Origin of the sequence: Streptococcus parasanguinis (genome assembly GCF_040908565.1) — a bacterium.
Classification (GTDB): Bacteria; Bacillota; Bacilli; order Lactobacillales; family Streptococcaceae; genus Streptococcus; species Streptococcus parasanguinis_AC.
Genome location: NZ_JBDGEA010000001.1, coordinates 143,682 through 164,206, shown reverse-complemented (window position 1 = coordinate 164,206; position 20,525 = coordinate 143,682). Strand labels below are relative to the sequence as shown.

The 20,525-nt window shown below is 42.2% G+C and carries 18 protein-coding genes, 3 tRNA genes and 1 pseudogene; 2 read left to right on the top strand and 20 right to left on the bottom strand.

Annotated elements, in window-relative coordinates; translation table 11 throughout:
• Positions 1–8: 8 nt before the first annotated feature.
• Positions 9–2,465 carry a DNA gyrase subunit A gene (gene gyrA / locus AB5Y61_RS00910; RefSeq protein ID WP_368402663.1) on the bottom strand — a complete coding sequence of 819 codons (2,457 nt, stop codon included), beginning with the start codon at positions 2,463–2,465 and terminating at the stop codon, positions 9–11.
• Positions 2,466–2,662: 197 nt separating this feature from the next.
• On the opposite strand from gyrA, the gene AB5Y61_RS00905 reads away from it, so the two are divergent.
• On the top strand, positions 2,663–3,649 hold the full coding sequence (locus AB5Y61_RS00905) for an L-lactate dehydrogenase (protein WP_368402662.1): 987 nt from the start codon (positions 2,663–2,665) through the stop codon (positions 3,647–3,649).
• A gap of 44 nt (positions 3,650–3,693) precedes the next feature.
• Here the strand turns inward: AB5Y61_RS00905 and AB5Y61_RS00900 are convergent.
• The 13 genes and pseudogenes from AB5Y61_RS00900 to parE form a co-directional block, all read right to left on the bottom strand.
• Positions 3,694–4,088, bottom strand: a pseudogene (locus AB5Y61_RS00900) (NUDIX hydrolase).
• A 56-nt stretch (positions 4,089–4,144) separates the two neighbouring features.
• A tRNA-Arg gene (locus AB5Y61_RS00895) sits at positions 4,145–4,216 on the bottom strand.
• 76 nt (positions 4,217–4,292) lie between these two features.
• Positions 4,293–5,492 (bottom strand): 30S ribosomal protein S1, encoded by a 1,200-nt coding sequence (gene rpsA / locus AB5Y61_RS00890; protein WP_009730966.1) that lies wholly within the window; start codon positions 5,490–5,492, stop codon positions 4,293–4,295.
• Between the two features lie 168 nt (positions 5,493–5,660).
• Positions 5,661–5,732 (bottom strand) — tRNA-Gln (locus AB5Y61_RS00885).
• Between the two features lie 9 nt (positions 5,733–5,741).
• Positions 5,742–5,822, bottom strand: a tRNA-Tyr gene (locus tag AB5Y61_RS00880).
• Between the two features lie 52 nt (positions 5,823–5,874).
• The gene (locus AB5Y61_RS00875; RefSeq protein ID WP_003003589.1) at positions 5,875–6,105 is read right to left on the bottom strand and encodes a DUF2969 domain-containing protein; all 231 of its coding nucleotides are present in this window, start codon (positions 6,103–6,105) and stop codon (positions 5,875–5,877) included.
• Between the two features lie 169 nt (positions 6,106–6,274).
• Positions 6,275–7,297, bottom strand: coding sequence for a branched-chain amino acid aminotransferase (locus AB5Y61_RS00870; RefSeq protein ID WP_368402660.1), 1,023 nt, complete (start codon positions 7,295–7,297; stop codon positions 6,275–6,277).
• Between the two features lie 175 nt (positions 7,298–7,472).
• A complete protein-coding gene (parC, locus tag AB5Y61_RS00865) occupies positions 7,473–9,926 on the bottom strand; it encodes a DNA topoisomerase IV subunit A (protein WP_368402658.1) in 2,454 nt (817 codons plus the stop codon).
• Between the two features lie 239 nt (positions 9,927–10,165).
• Complete coding sequence (locus AB5Y61_RS00860) at positions 10,166–10,666, bottom strand: hypothetical protein (RefSeq protein WP_368402657.1); 501 nt, start codon at positions 10,664–10,666, stop codon at positions 10,166–10,168.
• Between the two features lies 1 nt (position 10,667).
• On the bottom strand, positions 10,668–11,480 hold the full coding sequence (locus AB5Y61_RS00855) for an aminoglycoside 6-adenylyltransferase (protein WP_368402655.1): 813 nt from the start codon (positions 11,478–11,480) through the stop codon (positions 10,668–10,670).
• On the bottom strand, positions 11,470–11,982 hold the full coding sequence (locus AB5Y61_RS00850; protein ID WP_368402653.1) for a hypothetical protein: 513 nt from the start codon (positions 11,980–11,982) through the stop codon (positions 11,470–11,472). The genes AB5Y61_RS00855 and AB5Y61_RS00850 overlap by 11 nt, the downstream gene beginning before the upstream one ends.
• 1 nt (position 11,983) lies before the next feature.
• Complete coding sequence (locus AB5Y61_RS00845; RefSeq protein ID WP_368402652.1) at positions 11,984–12,484, bottom strand: hypothetical protein; 501 nt, start codon at positions 12,482–12,484, stop codon at positions 11,984–11,986.
• A gap of 513 nt (positions 12,485–12,997) precedes the next feature.
• Positions 12,998–14,947 (bottom strand): DNA topoisomerase IV subunit B, encoded by a 1,950-nt coding sequence (parE, locus tag AB5Y61_RS00840; RefSeq protein ID WP_368402650.1) that lies wholly within the window; start codon positions 14,945–14,947, stop codon positions 12,998–13,000.
• A gap of 187 nt (positions 14,948–15,134) precedes the next feature.
• Between parE and plsY the strand changes: the two genes are divergently transcribed.
• Positions 15,135–15,779: a glycerol-3-phosphate 1-O-acyltransferase PlsY gene (gene plsY, locus AB5Y61_RS00835; protein WP_049474895.1), complete on the top strand. Its 645-nt coding sequence runs from the start codon at positions 15,135–15,137 to the stop codon at positions 15,777–15,779.
• A gap of 57 nt (positions 15,780–15,836) precedes the next feature.
• Here the strand turns inward: plsY and AB5Y61_RS00830 are convergent, their stop codons facing one another.
• The 6 genes from AB5Y61_RS00830 to leuB form a co-directional block, all read right to left on the bottom strand.
• Complete coding sequence (locus AB5Y61_RS00830) at positions 15,837–16,208, bottom strand: hypothetical protein (protein ID WP_368402649.1); 372 nt, start codon at positions 16,206–16,208, stop codon at positions 15,837–15,839.
• 98 nt (positions 16,209–16,306) lie between these two features.
• The gene (locus AB5Y61_RS00825) at positions 16,307–17,092 is read right to left on the bottom strand and encodes an L-threonylcarbamoyladenylate synthase (RefSeq protein WP_368402647.1); all 786 of its coding nucleotides are present in this window, start codon (positions 17,090–17,092) and stop codon (positions 16,307–16,309) included.
• 99 nt (positions 17,093–17,191) lie between these two features.
• On the bottom strand, positions 17,192–17,782 hold the full coding sequence (leuD, locus tag AB5Y61_RS00820; protein WP_368402646.1) for a 3-isopropylmalate dehydratase small subunit: 591 nt from the start codon (positions 17,780–17,782) through the stop codon (positions 17,192–17,194).
• Positions 17,783–17,793: 11 nt separating this feature from the next.
• Entirely contained in the window at positions 17,794–19,176 is a 1,383-nt protein-coding gene (gene leuC / locus AB5Y61_RS00815) for a 3-isopropylmalate dehydratase large subunit (RefSeq protein WP_368402644.1), read from the bottom strand.
• Positions 19,177–19,200: 24 nt separating this feature from the next.
• Positions 19,201–19,479 carry a DUF1294 domain-containing protein gene (locus tag AB5Y61_RS00810; RefSeq protein ID WP_070505613.1) on the bottom strand — a complete coding sequence of 93 codons (279 nt, stop codon included), beginning with the start codon at positions 19,477–19,479 and terminating at the stop codon, positions 19,201–19,203.
• A 1-nt stretch (position 19,480) separates the two neighbouring features.
• Complete coding sequence (gene leuB, locus AB5Y61_RS00805; RefSeq protein WP_368402643.1) at positions 19,481–20,518, bottom strand: 3-isopropylmalate dehydrogenase; 1,038 nt, start codon at positions 20,516–20,518, stop codon at positions 19,481–19,483.
• Positions 20,519–20,525 lie beyond the last annotated feature (7 nt).

Genomic DNA, 20,525 nt, shown 5'->3' with positions numbered 1-20,525 from the left:
CCCCTTATCTATTCGTTTTCTTCCACTACTTCTTCATCTTTTTCATCAGGTTGTACAGTTGTAAAGGTCACAATTTTCGCATCCTGATCCAGTCTCATGACTTTCACACCCTGAGTCGAACGACCCGTTTGAGAAATGTCAGCCACACCTGTCCGGATCATAATTCCGGTATCGGTAATGATCATCAGATCTTCATCCCCTTTAACGGTTAAAAGACCAGCTAACGGACCATTTTTCTCTGTAATATTGGCTGTTTTGATTCCTTTACCACCACGGCCCTTGGTTGGGTATTCGCCAGCTATCGTCCGCTTACCATACCCTTTTTCAGTAATGACCAATACTTCGTCCTGGTCGGTAATAACACTTGCCCCAACAACCTTGTCTCCATCACGGAGATTCACACCACGTACACCTGTAGCAGAACGTCCCATATTCCGAACTACTGCCTCATTAAAGCGGACTGAATATCCATATTTGGTACCGATAATGACATCAGTATTGCCATCTGTAAGGAAGACATTGATCAATTCATCCTCATCACGTAAGTTCAGGGCTTTCAAACCGTTCTGACGGATATTTGAAAATTCTGCTACATTAGTGCGCTTGACCAAACCTTGTCGCGTCGTAAAGAAGAGATAAGCCTCATCACTGCGATCTTGCTCCACATTGATAATGGTTTGAATCGATTCACCTTCGTCCAATTTTAGGAGATTGACAATTGGCAATCCTTTAGCTGTCCGGCCATATTCAGGAATCTCATAGCCTTTTAGACGATAGACACGCCCCTTATTGGTAAAGAAGAGCAAATGATCATGGGTGCTCGTAGAAACCAATTCACGAACAAAGTCATCATCTTTGACACCAGTTCCTTGAACCCCACGTCCACCACGTTTTTGAGCCGTAAATTCAGCTTGATCCAAGCGTTTGATGTATCCTTTATTAGAAAGGGTAATTAAGACATCTGTTTCTTCAATCAAGTCCTCATCTTCAAGAGAAAGAACTTCCCCTACCATCAACTCAGTTCGACGAGCATCGCCAAACTTGCGTTTGACTTCTTCCAATTCTTCCTTGATGATGGTCGCCACACGTCCTGGTTTCGCCAAAATATCAGCCAAATCAGCAATCAAGGCAACCAAATCATCGTATTCACTTTGGATCTTGTCTCGTTCCAAACCGGTCAAACGACGAAGACGCATATCCAAAATGGCTTGACTTTGACGTTCAGAGAGCTTAAACTTAGACATCAATTCAGCTTGTGCTTCAGCGTCTGTCTGACTATTGCGGATGATTCGGATTACTTCATCAATGTGATCCAAAGCAATAAGCAAGCCTTCTAAAATATGGGCACGAGCTTCCGCTTTTTCTTTATCAAAGATGGTCCGGCGAGTCACCACTTCTTTTTGGTGCTCAATATAAGAACTTAAAATCTGGCGAAGAGAAAGAATTTTTGGAACACCATTTTGAATCGCCAACATATTGAAACCAAAGTTGGTTTGCATTTGTGTCATCTTAAAGAGGTTGTTCAAAATAACGTTAGCCGAAGCATCCCGTCTTACTTCGATGACAAATCGAACTCCTTCACGGTTAGACTCATCACGTACGGCTGTAATGCCATCAATCCGTTTTTCTTGGACCAAGCGAACGATATGCTCGTGAACCTTGGTTTTATTGACCATATAAGGGAACTCAGTAACGACAATCCGTTCACGGCCACTCTTTGTTTCCTCAATTTCGGTACGAGAACGAAGAACGATCGAACCTTTACCCGTTTCATAGGCTTTATGGATCCCTGATTTCCCCATAACGAGAGCACCTGTCGGGAAATCTGGCCCTGGAAGGACCTCCATGAGTTCACGAGTTGTTACCTCAGGATTATCCATCATGAGCTTCACTGCATCAATGGTTTCTCCCAGATTATGTGGTGGAATATTGGTTGCCATCCCAACGGCAATCCCAGTAGCACCATTGACCAGAAGATTAGGGAAACGTGCAGGTAAGACCAAAGGTTCACGCTCGCTAGCATCATAGTTATCAGCGAAATCAACTGTATTTTTGTTGATATCCCGCAACATTTCAAGAGCAATCTTACTCATACGAGCTTCGGTATACCGTTGTGCAGCGGCGCCATCACCGTCCATAGAACCAAAGTTACCATGGCCATCCACTAACATGTAACGGTAACTCCACCATTGCGCCATCCGAACCATGGCTTCATAAATTGAGGAGTCCCCGTGTGGGTGGTATTTACCCATAACATCCCCTGTGATACGGGCTGACTTTTTATGCGGTTTATCAGGCGTGACACCCAATTCATTCATACCGTACAAAATACGTCGGTGAACGGGTTTTAAGCCATCACGAACATCAGGGAGGGCACGAGCAACGATAACACTCATGGCATAATCGATAAAACTCGTCTTCATTTCTGATGTTAAATTCACATCAATTAGATTCTTATCCTGCATTCAAAAAATGCCTCTCTTTACTTAATTCACCATACTATTATAACACATTTTAGCCTATTTTTCTTCTTAGGAACACAAACGTAAAAACGTTTACATCGCTGATTCTTACTGTATCAGATGACAAAGATCTATAAAAGTGGTAAAATGAATACGAATGAGAGATGATCTCAAAAAAAATGAAGGAGATGTTTAGATTCATGACTGCAACTAAACAACACAAAAAAGTTATCCTTGTCGGTGACGGTGCCGTAGGTTCATCTTACGCTTTTGCACTTGTCAACCAAGGAATTGCACAAGAGCTTGGAATTATCGAAATTCCTCAATTGCACGAAAAAGCTGTCGGAGATGCGCTTGACCTTAGCCACGCCCTTGCCTTCACTTCACCTAAGAAGATTTATGCGGCTGAGTACGCTGACTGTGCAGACGCTGACCTTGTTGTAATTACTGCCGGTGCTCCTCAAAAACCAGGTGAAACTCGCCTTGATCTTGTTGGTAAAAACCTTGCCATTAACAAATCAATCGTAACACAAGTTATTGAATCAGGATTTAACGGTATCTTCCTTGTAGCTGCTAACCCAGTTGACGTTTTGACATACTCTACATGGAAATTCTCAGGATTCCCTAAAGAACGCGTTATCGGTTCTGGTACTTCTCTTGACTCAGCTCGTTTCCGTCAAGCCCTTGCTGAAAAATTGGACGTTGATGCTCGTTCAGTGCACGCATACATCATGGGTGAACATGGAGACTCAGAATTCGCTGTATGGTCACACGCTAACATCGCTGGTGTAAACCTTGAAGAATTCCTTAAAGATACTCAAAACGTTCAAGAAACTGAATTGATCGAATTGTTCGAAGGTGTTCGTGATGCTGCTTACACCATCATCAACAAAAAAGGTGCTACATACTACGGTATCGCTGTTGCCCTTGCTCGTATCACTAAAGCAATCCTTGATGATGAAAATGCAGTACTTCCACTTTCTGTATTCCAAGAAGGTCAATATGGTGTTAGCAACGTCTTTATCGGTCAACCTGCCATCGTAGGTGCACACGGTATTGTACGTCCAGTGAATATCCCATTGAACGATGCGGAACAACAAAAAATGAAAGCTTCTGCTGATGAATTTCAAGCAATCATTGATGAAGCATGGAAAAACCCTGAATTCCAAGAAGCTTCTAAAAACTAAGAAAAAAACATCTCCTTATTAAAAGGGGATGTTTTTTAGTTGCTTTATTTGGATTTGTCAGCGAGAATTTCAAGCAAATAAGGCACAACGAGATTGCTCTCTATGTAAAGTCAGTATGCTCTTCTGGATCTAATATAAAATCACGCTCTTCCAAAATCTCGCCAGCATAAACTAGGCGTGTAAAGACAGTATCTTTGTTAGCATCAAATTGACTATCTTCGTGGATAATCTTATTAATCCGAAGCTTTGGATTAACCTCCTCCATAGCCTCACGTAGAGCAGCCTCTCTGGGCAATTCATTCTCTTCTACACTTCCACCTGGAATATCCCAATAAGATGGATAGACATTAGGGAGACCTCGCTTTATTTTCGAGCGTTTGATAAGGAGATACTTCCCGTCTTTCTCAATCAAGGTATGGGCGATTAATTTTACTGTCATTGCATGCTCCTCCAAGAAAGAGAAAAAAAGGCTCCTAGGAGCCTCGTTATGAATCATCCACCCTGAGGGAATCGAACCCCCATCTCAAGAACCGGAATCTTACGTGATATCCATTACACTAAGGGTGGCAACTGTTATAGTATATCAAATTTTTAAGTATATTACAAGTAAAAAAAGCTTACCAAAAGGTAAGCTTTAAAAATATTATAATTCGATATCACCAAACAAGTCAGCCATTGAGAATCCAGTTTGAGTTTCTGGAAGATCAAAGTCACGTTTTTCTTGTTTTGGACGACGTGGACGTTGTTGACGTTTTTCTTGTTTTTCGCCTTCTTCTTGAGCTGGACGTTCTTCAAGAGCTTTGATAGAAAGTGATACACGTTCATCTGCAGCATTTACTTCAAGAACTTTAACAGTAACTTCTTGTCCAACTTTAAGAACATCTTTTGGATTTTCAACACGTTTGTGTGAAATTTGTGAGATGTGTACAAGTCCGTCGATACCTGGCAACACTTCAACGAATGCACCGAAGTCAGTCAAACGTTTAACAGTTCCTTCGATGACATCACCAGCAGCTAATTTTTGTTCAACGCCATCCCATGGTCCAGGTGTTGTAGCTTTCAATGAAAGTGAAACACGACCTTCTTCTTCGTTCAAGTCAAGAACTTTCACTTCGATTTCTTCACCAACCGTTACAACTGATTTAGGTGATACGTTACGTTCGTGTGACAATTCTGTCAAGTGAACCAATCCATCAACACCACCAAGGTCGATGAAAGCACCGAAGCTTGTGATACGTGCAACTTTACCAGTTACAACATCACCAACGTTCAATTTTCCAAACACTTCTGCGCGAGCTGCAGCTGATGCAGCTTCAACAACTTCACGACGTGAAAGGATAAAGCGGTTTTCTTTTGGATCTACTTCTTTGATTTTAGCATCAAATTCTTGACCTACGAAACGTTCAGTGTTACGTACAAAACGAGTATCAAGCATTGAAGCTGGAATAAATCCACGAAGTCCTTCAAATTCTACTGAAAGTCCGCCTTTAACAGCGCGAGTTCCTTTAACAGTAACAACTTCTTCTTCACGTCCGACCAATTTGTCCCATGCTTTGCGAGCTTCCAAACGTTTTTTAGATACAAGGTAAGTTACTGTATCAGTATCTTTACCAACTACTTGACGAAGAACAAGCAATTCAAGTGTTTCACCTGGTTTTACCAAGTCGTTGATGTCCGCATCACGATCGTTTGTCAATTCGCGAAGAGTCAAGACACCTTCGACACCAGTTCCAGATATTGCAACGTTAGCTTGGTTTGCGTCAACTGTCAATACTTCGGCAGTAACAACATCACCTGGTTCAACTTGGCTAACACTGTTTAGCAAATCTTCAAATTCATTCATCTAAAAAATCCTCCAACAATCAAGTTTTCTAAAACTTGACATACTTATAATTATTTTTCCTAAGCAAGCACTCGCAATGAGATCAACTACAATCTTTAACGACTCATCCTATAAAGAAATAAAATACCTAGATAGATATTTTATCACTTATCTGATATTACCTAAGAACTGGGGTAGCTGGATTCGAACCAACGCATGAGGGAGTCAAAGTCCCTTGCCTTACCGCTTGGCTATACCCCATGAATAAAATGGAGAGAGAGGGATTCGAACCCCCGAACCCGAAGGAGCGGATTTACAGTCCGCCGCGTTTAGCCTCTTCGCTATCTCTCCATATAAATCAACAGGATCTATTATACCATTGATTTACTATGATTGCAAGCCCTTATTTGTTCAAATTATAATTTTCTATTAAAATTTCAACGGCTTTTTCAAGTTTTTTGTAAAGAGAATCCACATTTCCATTTTTGATAATGGCAAACTGACCCGCCATGTCTGCAATCTCACCAATCGTTTTCTTTCCAATGGACAAAGTGAATCCATCAAAAGTGTCTTTTCCGACAGTTACCTTACTATCAACGATTTGAATCTCAATTTTCTTATCTTTTTTACTCATTTCAACCCTCTTTTCACTTTTACTATTTTACAAAAATTCTTTTGATGACGCAAGAGAAAAGAGAGTGGGACAAAAAGAAATTAAATAATAATTCCTTCATTGTCCCACTCTCTGGAAAGGGCCATTCCCCTACAAGCTTATAAAGCGAATAAAGATATCCGTTCTTATTTTAATCGACTTTGACAATCCATCCTTCTGGCGCTTCAACATCGCCAAATTGGATACCTGTCAACTCATCATAGAGTTTCCGTGTGACAGGACCTACTTCTGTTTCAGAATAGAAGACATGGAAGTCATCCCCGTGTTGAACACCTCCGATTGGAGAGATTACAGCTGCGGTACCACAAGCTCCTGCTTCTACAAAGCGATCCAAGTCATTGATAAAGACATCCCCTTCAATTGGTGTCATACCAAGACGGTGTTCTGCCAAGTAGAGCAAAGAATACTTGGTGATAGATGGCAAAATAGACGGACTCAATGGCGTCACAAATTCGTTATTAGAAGTGATACCAAAGAAGTTTGCAGAACCAACTTCTTCAATCTTGGTGTGAGTCGCTGGATCAAGGTAAATCACGTCTGAGAAGTTACGATCATGGGCGATCTTCCCTGGTAACATACTAGCTGCATAGTTCCCACCAACTTTAGCTGCCCCTGTACCATGTGGTGCCGCACGGTCATACTCATCTTGAATCAAGAAGTTCGTTGGGACTAAACCACCTTTAAAGTAGTTACCGACGGGCATGGCAAAAATGGTAAAGATATACTCATCTGCTGGTTTTACTCCGATAATATCTCCAACCCCAATCAATAGAGGACGTAGATAGAGAGTTCCACCTGTTCCATATGGTGGGACATATTCTTCATTGGCACGAACTACTGCCTTACAAGCATCCACAAACATATCGGTCGGAACTTGAGGCATGAGCAAGCGATCAGCCGTCCGTTGCAAGCGTTTAGCGTTTTCATCTGGACGGAACAATTGGACGCTTTCATCTTTTGTACGGTAGGCTTTCAACCCTTCAAAGGCTTGCTGACCGTAATGCAAACTTGGAGAAGATTCGGACAAATGCAAAGTCGCATCTTCTGTCAATTCCCCTTTTTCCCAAGCTCCATTGCGATAATGTGCCAAATAGCGATAGGGTAATTTCATGTATGAAAAGCCAAGGTTTTCCCAATCAAGTGATACTGTCATGATAGTGCTCCTTTTAATTATTTCTATTCCTAGTCGATCCGATGCAGGTCGATTCAGTTTCTCAATCTATGTAGACTATTGTACACCATTTCATGAGAATTTCAAGCGAAATTTTCAATTTTCAGAAAATTTATTTTCAAAGAAAGTCAGTCCTATAATGGACCGACGTTTTCTTTTATTTGATAGTAGCTGAAAAAACTTCTTGATCCGAAATGGTATCATTGACAAAGGATCCATTGCTTGTTCTTTCAGAAATGCTTAATTGTGTCAAATCAACTTCTGTCACCTGACCTGTTGTGGAAGTGATCTGAAGAATTTGATCCTGTTCTGCCACTTCTTCTTGGCTAGTAAAGAGATCAAAATCTCCCTGGTCAGTGAAGACTGGCCCTGCCTTGAAGACACGGTGTGGTTTATTTTTCAACTCACGCAAGACCTGCAGTCCCCGTTTTGCCCGACTGGTCACAGGAATATCATCCTGGGACATCCGTTTAAGACTACCCCTCTGAGTCAAAATGTACATGCTTGGCGTCGTTGACTTAAAGACGGCTACCACTTGATCTCCATCTTTCAGATTAATAGCTTTGACCCCTGCTGCTTTAGCCCCAACTACTGGAACCTCTTCAATATTGAAGCGCAGACCATAGCCATTTTTGGTAATGATCATGATGTCCTCGAGGACAACTGGTGCAACAGCAACAATACGGTCCTCTTGGTCTTTCAATTTAGCATATTTAGTTGACTTAGAACGATAGGTCCGCCATGGGCTCAATTCCTTGCGTTCAAAGCGTTTGATTTGGCCTTGTTGAGTTGCTGCAAAGTAGGTCACGCCCTCAAACTGATCCACAATCTCCGCAAAGAGAATTTCTTCCTCTTGCTCAAAATTGGTCAAGGTTTGACTGAGGTGCTCTCCGATATCCTTCCACTTGGTATCTGTCAATTCATGAATTGGTCGATAAATGGCATTTCCAAAGTTGGTAAAGAGTAAAAGATGCTGGGTGGTCTTAGCAGGCTCTACGAAAATCAATTCATCGTCGTCCCGCTTACCGACTTCTTCCAGTGTTGAGGCATTGAAGGAACGAGGAGAGGTCCGTTTGATATAACCAGCACGGGTCACGCTAACAAAGGTTTCTTCTTCGACAATGAGACTAGCTGTATCAATCTCAATTGTTTTAGCAGTATCTTGCAGCTCACTACGACGCGGATTGCCAAATAGCTTCTTGACTTCACGCAATTCCTTCTTCATGAGATTGAACATGGTCCGTTCATCCCCTATGATAGCAGCCAAGGTCGCGATTTGCTCCTTGAGGTTAGCATGCTCTTCTTCCAAGGTGACGATATCTGTATTGGTCAAACGGTACAATTGCAAGGTGACAATGGCTTCTACTTGCTCTTCTGTGAAATCGTAGCTGACCTTGAGGTTTTCCTTGGCATCTGATTTGTTATCAGAAGCACGGATCAGAGCGATGACTTCATCAAGGATGGAAATGACGCGGATCAATCCCTCTACGATGTGGAGCCTTCGTTCAGCCTTTTCCTTGTCAAAGCGCGAGCGAGCGACAATGATATCTCGACGGTGAGCAATGTAGCTTGATAAAATCGGTACAATCCCAACTTGACGAGGGGTATAGTTGTCAATTGCCACCATATTGAAGTTGTAGTTGACTTGCAAGTCTGTATACTTGAACAAGTAATTCAAGATCAAATCTGCATTGGCATCTTTCTTGAGCTCAATGGCAATGCGAAGACCATCTCGGTCAGACTCATCCCGAACTTCGGCAATACCGGCTACCTTGTTATTGACACGAACATCGTCAATTTTCTTGACCAAGACAGCCTTGTTGATCTCATAAGGAATCTCAGTGACGACAATTTGTTGCTTGCCGCCTTTGAGTTGCTCGATTTCTGTCTTAGAGCGGACAACCACCCGTCCCTTACCAGTTTCATAGGCTTTCTTGATCTCATCGCGCCCTTGGATAATGGCACCGGTCGGGAAATCAGGTCCAGGAAGAAACTCCATGAGTTTGTCTACCTTAGCAGAAGGATGGTCGATCATATAGACCACCGCATCGATGACTTCAGCAAGGTTATGGGGCGGAATATCTGTCGCATAACCAGCAGAAATACCAGTTGCTCCATTGACCAAGAGGTTTGGAAAGGCTGCTGGCAAAACAGTTGGCTCTTTTTCTGTATCGTCAAAGTTCCAGGCAAATGGCACTGTGTTCTTTTCAATATCTTGAAGGAGATAACCAGCAATTTCAGATAGACGGGCTTCCGTATAACGCATGGCAGCCGGTGGATCACCGTCCATGGAACCATTGTTTCCGTGCATCTCAACAAGAATCTCACGATTCTTCCAGTCTTGAGACATGCGGACCATGGCATCATAGATCGAACTATCCCCGTGAGGGTGGAAATTCCCCATGATATTTCCGACAGACTTGGCCGACTTGCGGTAGCCCTTGTCATGGGTATTCCCATCCTTATTCATAGAATAAAGGATCCGGCGCTGAACAGGTTTCAAGCCATCCCGAATATCAGGAAGGGCCCGTTCTTGAATAATGTATTTGGAGTAGCGACCAAAGCGCTCTCCCATGATGTCCTCTAAGGACATATTTTGGATATTACTCATATAGGATACAAAGCCCGAAAAATACAAAGTGAAAATAGGAAATTCTTGCAGTGAGCGATGCTCACAAGAGAATTTATCTTTTTCACACAGTATTTAGGGCGTGTTCAACTCCTTTCAAAGAATGTAGAGTAGATTTTATAGAAAAGGATTTCAGTTACTTTATAGAACCAAACTATCCTCTCTGTAGTTTAAAGTTTTGAAAATTTTTATCAGGTAAAAACACTTTAGGTTGCTGAAATTTAGCTAGTAGGCACTTGTTCAACTTTTCTTTGTACAAAAAATAAATATATGGAAGGAAGAAATGAAATAACAGCGGTCCCAATAAGCAAAGCATTAAATACATTTTGATGTCCATGAAAAACTTCATTCCAATACACAGTATTAACAATATGGAAGGATAAACCAATTAAATAGCAGAGACTAATAACTATAATTTTCCACTTTAATAAAGAATAGATATTAGTTAATCGAATAGCCTGATAAACTACTGCTGTGATGAGCATTGGAAAACAAAAAGAAATTAGAAACAATTGGAATCTTAAAGCATCATCAAACAGCTCTGTTCGATCAATTGAAATAAGCCAACTATTACACATGACCATAATGATCGGGAAAAATAATCCATACACCCTTTTATGTAATTTATTTTTATGAAGAGCTAAAAAGATTGAAGACACCAATAGCAAAATTTGTATTCCTGGAAATCCCATAAAAAATAGTGCAAATACATTCCCTAACATATTAGTTCAACCTTTCCTCAGCATAAGCCATCATTTTCTCAGCTACTTCCCTATCATAGTTAAAGCCCATCTTTTGAGCAAGATATTGAGCTTCTTGGTGGAAAAGTTGTATGGTTGCTAATAAAGACTGAGTGATTTTCTCTATACTTGAAAAATCAAGGAGAGCAGAGAATTCCTTCTCTTTCTCTGTAGGTAAATACTGGAAAAGATACTTGTAGTTCTTTCCGATATCAACTGCTCCCCTATCGCTTGTCACCTGCCAAGCTAAGACCTTGAAAAGTTCTTGCTGACAAATGCCATAGAGGTGATCGGTCGCATAAATAAGCTGATTTCTTCGAATCCCTTTGACGACATAAGCCGATACCCACCAAAATTCATTGCAGGATGCTGCAAATTCCTCTTCAGTAGGTGGAGCGGTCCAATAGCGCTTAGAAATAGGTTGATAGGCTTCAAACAAGCCATTGTCGTCTTTTATAACTTCAAAATTTGCTTCGCTCTCCACCCACTCTTGGATATACTCCTTGGGGCAGAGGCTTAAATCAATACGATTCCCATCTTCAAAGAGCATGAGGTAAAGACGACGGTGTCCAAGGACATTGTGCTGTTCAATCAGCCGTATTCCAAACTGGTCTAGCCAAGATAAATCAGATATCAAGTCCTCCAGATTCTCAACAATATAGACCACATCATAATCTTGAAACTGATCTCTTAGAGAGTGGATATCGGCCCGCGAACCGGATAAGGCCACTGCTTCCACTTGCAAGGACTCAGCTATCTGCAAGATCAGGTCCATCATTTCTGTCTCAGTTCTCATCTTTTACTCCTTCATGGCTATGAGATACTTGGAATTGATGGTCTTTGTCTAAATATAGATAAAGAGATGGGAGAAAGAAACCAATCAATATAGCTACTTCTAGCAGTCGCAGGCCACTCAAATTAGTCATAAAGTGCTCACTAGGAATACAAAAAGCAACCCAACTGGCAATTAGATAATAGGAGACAATGCCAATTACTTTCCACACTCTATCCTTATAGACAAGATAGAGACGAATTCCACTATAAAGAAGCGCTATAAGCAACAAGGGATAACAAAAAAATAAGAGAACAAATCCAACTTTTAAACTGGTCTCAGTACCATGAAATTTTATTAAGCCATGTTCATATATCGTCAGACATAGCATAATAGGAAAAAAGAGACCAAAAAATGGTTGTTTTCTTTTATCTAATCGCCTTTCAATCAACACAGAAATAGCCAAAGCAATGACTGGGAGCATGAAACCAAGGGGCATACTAAGCATAAATAATAAATCGTTCATTTCATACCTTCCTGCGATTCTGGCTAATGATTAAAAATATGGCTGGCAGATAAGATAGAACAAGAGATAGGAACATTAACCCGATCATCTTGCTTCGGTTTTGCAAAAACTCTTCCGGTATACTAGCCATAACCCGGTAAAAAAGGACTGCACTTGCTAGATAAGTGAAGATGATCAGGATGATTTTCCATCCATATTTAGGAAAAACGGAAAATAATCGAATAACGTGATAAATCAAGGCAATCACGACCAAAGAAACACCTAGAACTATTACCATTAGTTGAACACCAACGGCAATTAGCATGAATGGAAGGAATCTCTCCGGAACGTCAAACGAATCAAATTGTACGACACAATAAGTCATGACTGTCAAACAGATTGGATAGTACAAGCCATAAAAATTTTTCTTTTTCCAATTCAGCCAAAAGGCAATGAAGATAGATAGAAACAAGACGATATACAATTGGTAAAACTGATTGAATGTAGAAATCAAAAAATCCATAATTTTTCCCTTCCTAGCTAAGTGCTACTGATCTCGCTCAAAATGATAGAGATAAAGAGGAGGAAGATAGGAAACTAGAATCATCAAAATAATGACTATGAATACGAACTGATGAATCTGAAATGTCATTACCACACACAAGCTAAGAAGAGCAATTAATAGGGGGCCTAAGATATAGGATAAGAAAATCAAAAGTCCCTTCCGCAGACTCTTCCTATAAACGAAACACAAACGAATCAGTGTGTAGACTAAGGCTCCTATTATCAAAGGAAAGCCAAATAAAAACATGATAAAGGTCGCCCCTAATGCAGCGGATTCTGAGCCCTCTAAATTAAAAATAAGCATCAAGATCATGAACAAAGTAAACACGATCGGTGCATAGAGTCCTAGTAAACTTTTTTTCCGATGATTCATAAAGAATGCAAAAATAGCTGAGGGCGATGAGACTAGGAGAATAAAACCTAAGTAAGTCCAAATAATCGAATGTCCTGAACTATCCATCACTCACACTCCTTAAAACGCAGTCGTTTCTTCCAGCGTAAACTTAACATTGTCTTCAATCCATTGTCGACGTGGTGCAGCCTTATCCCCCATGAGGACGGAGACACGGCGTTCTGCACGAGCTAGATCATCAATGGTGACACGGATCAAGGTACGGGTCTCTGGATTCATGGTGGTTTCCCAAAGCTGATCCGCATTCATTTCCCCCAACCCTTTGTAACGTTGGAGGGTTGCTCCACGGCCAAAGGTCCGACGCAACTCCTCTAATTCGCTATCTGTCCAAGCATAGGCCACTTCTTCTTTCTTGCCTTTGCCTTTGGACATCTTATAAAGAGGAGGAAGCGCAATGTAGACATGTCCAGCTTCTACCAAAGGTCGCATATAGCGATAGAAGAAGGTTAAGAGAAGAGTTTGAATGTGGGCACCATCTGTATCCGCATCGGTCATGATAATGATCTTATCGTAGTTGGCATCTTCCACAGAGAAATCTGCCCCAACTCCTGCACCAATGGTGTAGATCATAGTGTTGATTTCCTCGTTCTTGAGGATATCACTCATATTGGCTTTCTCAGTATTGAGAACCTTCCCACGAAGGGGGAGAATCGCTTGGAACTTACGGTCCCGTCCTTGTTTGGCAGAACCGCCAGCAGAGTCTCCTTCGACTAGATAGAGTTCATTTTTCTTAGGATTTTTAGACTGGGCTGGTGTCAATTTACCAGATAAAAGTCCTTTGTCCTTTTTGCTCTTCTTGCCATTTCGGCTTTCATCCCGCGCTTTTCGAGCTGCTTCACGCGCATCCCGGGCCTTAATAGCCTTACGAATGAGATTAGAAGCCAACTCTCCATTTTCCATGAGGAAGAAGGTCAATTTATCAGAAACAATGCTATCAACGACTGGACGAGCCAAGGGGCTTCCTAATTTATCTTTGGTTTGTCCTTCAAATTGCAAATGGGCTTCTGGGACCAAGATTGAAAGAACGGCAGACAAACCTTCGCGGTAGTCTGATCCTTCCAGATTTTTGTCTTTTTCCTTGAGAAGTCCTGTCTTTCTTGCATAGTCGTTCATGGCCTTGGTAATGGCTGTCTTCAGACCTGTCTCGTGGGTTCCCCCATCTTTGGTCCGGACATTATTTACAAAGGATAAGATATTATCTGAGTAACCATCATTGTATTGCATGGCTACTTCTACCTGAAAACCATCTGATTCTCCACTAAAGTAGAGAACAGGTGTCAAAGTTTCCTTATCTTCGTTCAAGTACTCTACAAAATCTTGGACACCATTTTCATAGTGGAAGGCCACATGGTTGTCTTCTTCTTTACGGAGGTCGGTCAGCGTCAGCGTCACGTCCTTAAGCAAGAAGGCTGATTCTTTGATCCGTTCCGCAATGGTATTAAATTTGAAATCCGTCGTTGAAAAGATGGTTGGATCCGGCATGAAGGTGACCTTGGTCCCTGTCTTAGACTTGGGAGCCGTTCCTATCTTCTCAAGAGTATTGACAGGCTTCCCGCCATCTTCAAAGCGTTGCTTGTAGACAGCTCCATCACGGGTAATTTCTACCTCAAGCCAACTAGAAAGGGCATTGACGACAGAAGATCCTACTCCGTGAAGACCTCCAGATGTCTTATAACCTCCTTGACCAAACTTCCCTCCGGCGTGGAGGACCGTAAAAATCACTTCAACGGTTGGTTTGCCCATAGCATGCATCCCTGTCGGCATTCCACGTCCCTGGTCTTCTACCGATAGAGAACCATCTTTATTAATCGTGACATCGATTTGTGATCCAAAGCCAGACAAGGCTTCATCGACCGCATTGTCAACGATCTCCCAGACCATGTGATGCAAGCCGTTTCCATCGGTCGATCCGATGTACATCCCTGGACGTTTACGGACTGCATCCAACCCTTCTAGTACCTGAATGGCATCGTCATTATAATTATTAATATTGATTTCCTTTTTTGCCACAAGGAACCTCCTGTTTGTTCATCTTTTCTATATTACAGTTTTTTAGGAAATTTTGCAAAATTTTTTCTCTTTATATGGAGATTTCTATATCTCAGTATAAAATACTGGCTGAGCACTTTCTTCAGATGTCACACTTGAACTCAAAAAATTGCTTTTTCTATTGATGGCTTTTTGTTATAATGAAAGTATGATAAAAGAAATAAGTGTTTTAATTTTAGCCTATCTATTAGGCTCCATTCCTTCGGGATTATGGATTGGGAAAATCTTTTTCCATATTAATTTACGGGAACATGGCTCGGGCAATACAGGAACGACCAATACCTTTCGGATTTTAGGGAAGAAAGCTGGGATCATCGTCTTTGCGATTGATTTCTTAAAAGGGACTTTAGCCGTTCTCCTTCCGACTTTCTTCGGAATTCAAGGGATCTCACCGATGGTCTTTGGTCTCTTAGCTGTTTTAGGTCACACTTTTCCAATTTTTGCTGGATTCAAGGGGGGGAAAGCAGTGGCGACAAGTGCTGGTGTCTTACTTGGCTTCTCGCCTATCCTACTACTAATTTTAGCTGTGTATTTTGTAGCCAGCCTGTATTTAACCAGTATGATCTCGTTTTCGAGTGTTACCGTTGCGCTACTCGCCATTCTATCTGTCCTCCTTCTCCCATTGACTGGATGGATCTTGCACGGTTATGATCCGCTTTTTACAGTCATTGTCTTGGCCTTAGCGACCTTGATCATTCTTCGTCACAAAGACAATATCCAACGGATCAAAGAGAAAAAAGAAAATCTCATCCCTTGGGGAAAGAACATTACCCACCAACAACCAAAAAACTAGAGCCTACGCTCTAGTTTTTTTGATTGGATTCTCCTTATACTTTTGAACAGATCCTCATTATAGAGCATCAACCAAGTCCATCAGTATTTCCATAGGAGTTTTTTTCTTCCGACCATTAACAGTTTCGATCATGTGATAAACTTTTAAACGATTGTCATTGCTAAAGACAAACTCAAACCGGAATTCGCGACCGTTGCATGCACCTACATAAAATCCAGTCTGATACTTCCTCTCGTCCTCTAGACCTTGCATTCTCCGGCCTTCTATCTCCCTACAAAGTGAAAGAAACAGCTGATAGAGTTGCTCCTCAGAGAGCCTTTTTTTCCAAACCAATACCTTGAAGTCTTTATACCACCACCATGGGATTTGGATGTTGAAGGAAAAACCTTCCTGATTTACTTTATCGATAAATGCTTTTCTGGAGATCATACCAATTCCCTTTCTATTGGAACATCGTTTGCCTCTATTATACCATCTTTTATCCATTAACAAAAAAGCACCCCAAATGGAATGCTTTTTTCGGTTTCTTAATAGTATTCCCCTTGGCGGTAGTTCCAAGAGTTGAAATGATCGGATAAGTGCATCATGATCTTATCGATATCCAATCCTTTACGGATCACGACTGGACAAGTATTGACAGAACGGCTGCCTGCTCCTTGTTCTGGGATGAGGGTTCCTTCTGCATCCACCATAGAAACCATCACACCTTGTTCATAGCGCGTTTCAATGGTCTTATCTGGTTGGATAGAAGCTACATAATCATCAGCTTCGATAACCAAGTCCACGGCACCTTCGATCCGCTCACCGATTCCTTCGACCTTACCTCGGTTTCCTTTACCAGATGGGTTAGCAGATGATGCGTAAACCATCTTGCCTTCTTTTTCCCACATTTCTTTGGCGATTTGCTCCCCAGCTTTACCAAATTTGATGACAAAACAGCTAGTTCCACGAACGTCTGTCATGAGTTCTTCACGTCCATCTCCGAAAGCTTGCAATTTTGCATAAGCATCTTCGCGCCAAGGAAGGATACAACCAAGCAAGATATCTTCATCCCAATGTTTTTGGTAGAAGGCTTCGATTTCAGGATTCAATTGAGCAAGAGCGCGGAGTTCATCCATGCTTCCACAAAGAACAACACCTGGTTTGTTGCGGTTGCGTTCTTTGGCTTCGAACTTCCGTTCCAATCCAGCCTTGTCGCTGGTCATGATGATGTAGCCAACTTTTGTAGGGCAGACGATACAGCCACCCTCTCCTTTCAAAATATCAAATCCTTCTTGTGAAAGTTGTCCGTCCCATTGAATGTGTTTTGTCATAAGTCTCTTTCCTTTTCTATTCTTTTTAGTATTGTATCAAAAACTAGTCTCAATTTCAATATATTTTCAGAAAATTCGTAATTAAGTATACAATTTTTATCATTGCCAGTAGGTTGGCCGATTCTTCTCATATGCTGCGATCAAGTCTTCGTACTGAAGTGTAATCCCAATATCATCCAAACCATTGAGCAATTTGTGCTTCCAATCCCCATCGATCTCAAAGCTAAACTCTCCTACAGGCGAGATGATCTTCTGCTCTTCCAAATCCACCGTCACTGGATCTGTCGGCTTCAAGCTTGCTAGTTTTTGACGAACCTCAAGCGGTTGTACAATAGGCAGCATACCATTATTGAGCTCATTATTGTAATGAATATCTCCGAAAGAGCCGGCGATAACGACTTTAAAACCATAGTCAGCTAAAGCCCAGGCTGCGTGCTCCCGAGAGGAACCAGCCCCAAAATTGTCACCAGTGATCAAAATGGTTGCCTTGCGGTATTCTGGCTTGTTAAAGATAAATTCTGGATCCTCAGTATATTGGTCATCCAAATAGCGCCAAGCATACATGAGGTATTTCCCAAAACCTTTTTTATCAATCAGCTTTAAGAATTGCTTGGGGAGGATCTGGTCGGTATCGATATTATCGTTCATCAAAGGAACTGTTGTTCCTGTATAAATGGTAAATTTCTCCATGCTTCCTCCTTTTACTTGACTTCTGGCATTTGGCGCACGTCGACAAAGCGACCAGCTATTGCTGCTGCAGCGGCCATTGCTGGGCTACAGAGATGGGTTTTAGCCCCAAATCCTTGGCGGTCTTCAAAGTTCCGGTTGCTAGTAGAGGCACAGTGGACCCCATCTGGAACCTTGTCTGGGTTCATTCCTAGACACATGGAGCAGCCTGGATCACGCCATTCAAAGCCTGCATCCATAAAGATCTTGTCTAAGCCTAATTTTTCAGCGGCTTGCTTAACTGGACGAGAGCCAGGTACCACAATAGCAGTTAAGTTTGGCGCAATTTTTTTGCCTTTCACAAACTTAGCTGCCAACTCCAAATCGCTGAGACGCGCATTGGTACAAGAACCGATAAAGATATAGCCTAATTCAATGTCTGCTGGTTTTTGGCCAGGTTCTAGATCCATATAATGATAAGCCCGTTCATCATTCATGTCGCGAATCTCTGGAAAAGGAGTCTCAAAGTCCACTCCCATAGAAGGATTGGTCCCCCAAGTCACCATGGGAGCAAGATCAGATACATCCATACGGATGACCTTATCATAAACGGCGTCATCATCACTAACCAGAGTCTTCCAATCTGCTACTGCAGCCTCAAAATCTTCCGGCACACATTCACGTCCTCGGAGGTAGTCAAAGGTCGTCTCATCTGGATTCATGATCCCCATTTTAGACCCGAACTCGATCGACATGTTACAGATGGTCATGCGTTCTTCCATGGTCAAGCGATCAATTGCTTCTCCCCGATACTCTACGACATAGCCAACTCCACAAGCAACACCGTAGCGCGCTATCAAAGCTAGGATGTAATCCTTTGAATAGATCCCTTTTTGTGGGGTTCCGGTGAATTCAACCAACATTTTCTTTGGTTTGACTTGCCAGATGGTTTGGGTGGCAAAGACATGCTCCACTTCACTGGTTCCAATCCCAAAGGCAATGGCACCAAAGGCTCCGTGGGTTGCGGTATGGCTGTCTCCACAGACAATAAATTTTCCTGGCTGGGTCCGACCAGTTTCTGGGCCTATCATATGCACGATTCCTTGCTTAGCAGAACCGTGACCTGCATGATCAATCCCAAAGTCCACTACATTTTCAGCTAATTTATCAATCTGGGCTTTTGAAATGACATCTCGGATATCAAAAATATTGACCGTTGGAACATTGTGATCAAAGGTTCCAAAGGTTAAATCGGGTCGTCGAACCTTGCGTCCTGCATCCCGTAATCCTTGAAAGGCTTGGGGACTCGTCACTTCGTGGATATAGTGTTGGTCTACATACATGAGTTGGGGTTGCCCTTCCACTCCTGTAATCACGTGGCGGTCCCAAAGTTTATCAAAGATAGATTTTCCACTCATCGTCTTTCTCCATTTATCTTCTTGTTAGGAAATCCATTGAAGGATTAGAAAGAGGACACCTGCTAAGAGAAGGCTACTCATCCACCAGGTGGCTTGGAAATACCATTTCCGTACCTTGTGGTGAAAGAGATGCCCACCTAGAAGAGCTCCAAATCCACCAAGTAACCAGCTCTCGAGCAAGAGGACCTTTTCAGGAATCCGCCATCTGTTTTGGATGGCTTTTCGCTTATCTAAGCCATAGGTCAGAAAGACCATACCATTCCAAAGAGCAATGACCATTAAACAGCGATCTCTCCAAGTCATCTTAGAGATTCCTTATGATAGCTGCTGTCATCTCTGCAGTCGAAGCCTGACCACCTAGATCTCGGGTTAAAATCCCCTGATTCAAGGTTTGATTGACCGCTTCTTCAATCATTTCTGCACCTGCTGTTTCTCCAAAACTGCCTCGGAGCATCATGGAAACAGAGAGGATCATGGAAATCGGATTGGCAATACCCTGACCAGCAATATCTGGTGCTGAACCATGAATCGGTTCGTACATACTTGGTCCTTGGTCAGAATGACTGGCAGACGGCATAACGCCGAGTGTTCCAGGAAGGACACTCGATTCGTCCGATAAGATATCTCCAAATAGATTTTCTGTTACGACGACATCAAAGCGAGCTGGATTGGTGATCATGATCATGGCTGCACTGTCTACAAGCTGGTGCTTTAAGGTCACATCTGGAAATTCTTTGGCGACTTCTTCTGCTACTTGGCGCCACAATTTAGACGTTGCAAGGACATTTTGCTTATCGATACTGGTCACTTTCTTGCCACGTCCTTGCGCAATCTTGAAGGCTTGGCGCATAATCCGACGGATTTCTTCTGCGCTGTAATCATTGATATCGCGCGCTGTATCTTCTTTCAAAATATGCTCTCCAAAGTAAATCCCACCTGTCAATTCACGCACAACCACGAAATCGACACCCTCGATACGCTCTGGTTTCAAAGGAGAAAGGTGTTTCAAGGCGTCAAAAATCCGTACAGGTCGAATATTTGCAAAAAGATTTAATTCCTTGCGAATAGCGAGCAAGCCTTGTTCTGGACGAACAGGAGCATGGTCATACTCAGGACTACCGATAGCTGCGAGAAGAATAGCATCCGCTCCTTTAGCTGCTTCTAGAGTATCTTGGGGAAGTGGGTGACCAGCAGCATCAATCCCAGCACCCCCAAAAGGTTTGTCTTCTAGGCTATAATCGAAGCCAATTTTTGGAGCAACGGCTGCGAGGACCTCTAGTCCAGCTGCCATGATCTCAGGGCCAATCCCATCTCCTGCAAGTGTTACAATTTTCTTTGTCATGTTTATT

What these genes read in the sequence shown, in the direction of transcription:
- leuC (WP_368402644.1), bottom strand. Translation starts at nt 19,176, where the DNA reads ATGAGTGGAAAATCTATCTTTGATAAACTTTGGGACCGCCACGTGATT.
- AB5Y61_RS00845 (WP_368402652.1), bottom strand. Translation starts at nt 12,484, where the DNA reads ATGGATTTTTTGATTTCTACATTCAATCAGTTTTACCAATTGTATATC.
- AB5Y61_RS00860 (WP_368402657.1), bottom strand. Translation starts at nt 10,666, where the DNA reads ATGTTAGGGAATGTATTTGCACTATTTTTTATGGGATTTCCAGGAATA.
- AB5Y61_RS00810 (WP_070505613.1), bottom strand. Translation starts at nt 19,479, where the DNA reads ATGACTTGGAGAGATCGCTGTTTAATGGTCATTGCTCTTTGGAATGGT.
- AB5Y61_RS00825 (WP_368402647.1), bottom strand. Translation starts at nt 17,092, where the DNA reads ATGACAAAACACATTCAATGGGACGGACAACTTTCACAAGAAGGATTT.
- gyrA (WP_368402663.1), bottom strand. Translation starts at nt 2,465, where the DNA reads ATGCAGGATAAGAATCTAATTGATGTGAATTTAACATCAGAAATGAAG.
- AB5Y61_RS00875 (WP_003003589.1), bottom strand. Translation starts at nt 6,105, where the DNA reads ATGAGTAAAAAAGATAAGAAAATTGAGATTCAAATCGTTGATAGTAAG.
- plsY (WP_049474895.1), top strand. Translation starts at nt 15,135, where the DNA reads ATGATAAAAGAAATAAGTGTTTTAATTTTAGCCTATCTATTAGGCTCC.
- parC (WP_368402658.1), bottom strand. Translation starts at nt 9,926, where the DNA reads ATGAGTAATATCCAAAATATGTCCTTAGAGGACATCATGGGAGAGCGC.
- AB5Y61_RS00905 (WP_368402662.1), top strand. Translation starts at nt 2,663, where the DNA reads ATGACTGCAACTAAACAACACAAAAAAGTTATCCTTGTCGGTGACGGT.
- AB5Y61_RS00855 (WP_368402655.1), bottom strand. Translation starts at nt 11,480, where the DNA reads ATGAGAACTGAGACAGAAATGATGGACCTGATCTTGCAGATAGCTGAG.
- leuD (WP_368402646.1), bottom strand. Translation starts at nt 17,782, where the DNA reads ATGGAGAAATTTACCATTTATACAGGAACAACAGTTCCTTTGATGAAC.
- rpsA (WP_009730966.1), bottom strand. Translation starts at nt 5,492, where the DNA reads ATGAATGAATTTGAAGATTTGCTAAACAGTGTTAGCCAAGTTGAACCA.
- leuB (WP_368402643.1), bottom strand. Translation starts at nt 20,518, where the DNA reads ATGACAAAGAAAATTGTAACACTTGCAGGAGATGGGATTGGCCCTGAG.
- AB5Y61_RS00850 (WP_368402653.1), bottom strand. Translation starts at nt 11,982, where the DNA reads ATGAACGATTTATTATTTATGCTTAGTATGCCCCTTGGTTTCATGCTC.
- AB5Y61_RS00830 (WP_368402649.1), bottom strand. Translation starts at nt 16,208, where the DNA reads ATGATCTCCAGAAAAGCATTTATCGATAAAGTAAATCAGGAAGGTTTT.
- AB5Y61_RS00870 (WP_368402660.1), bottom strand. Translation starts at nt 7,297, where the DNA reads ATGACAGTATCACTTGATTGGGAAAACCTTGGCTTTTCATACATGAAA.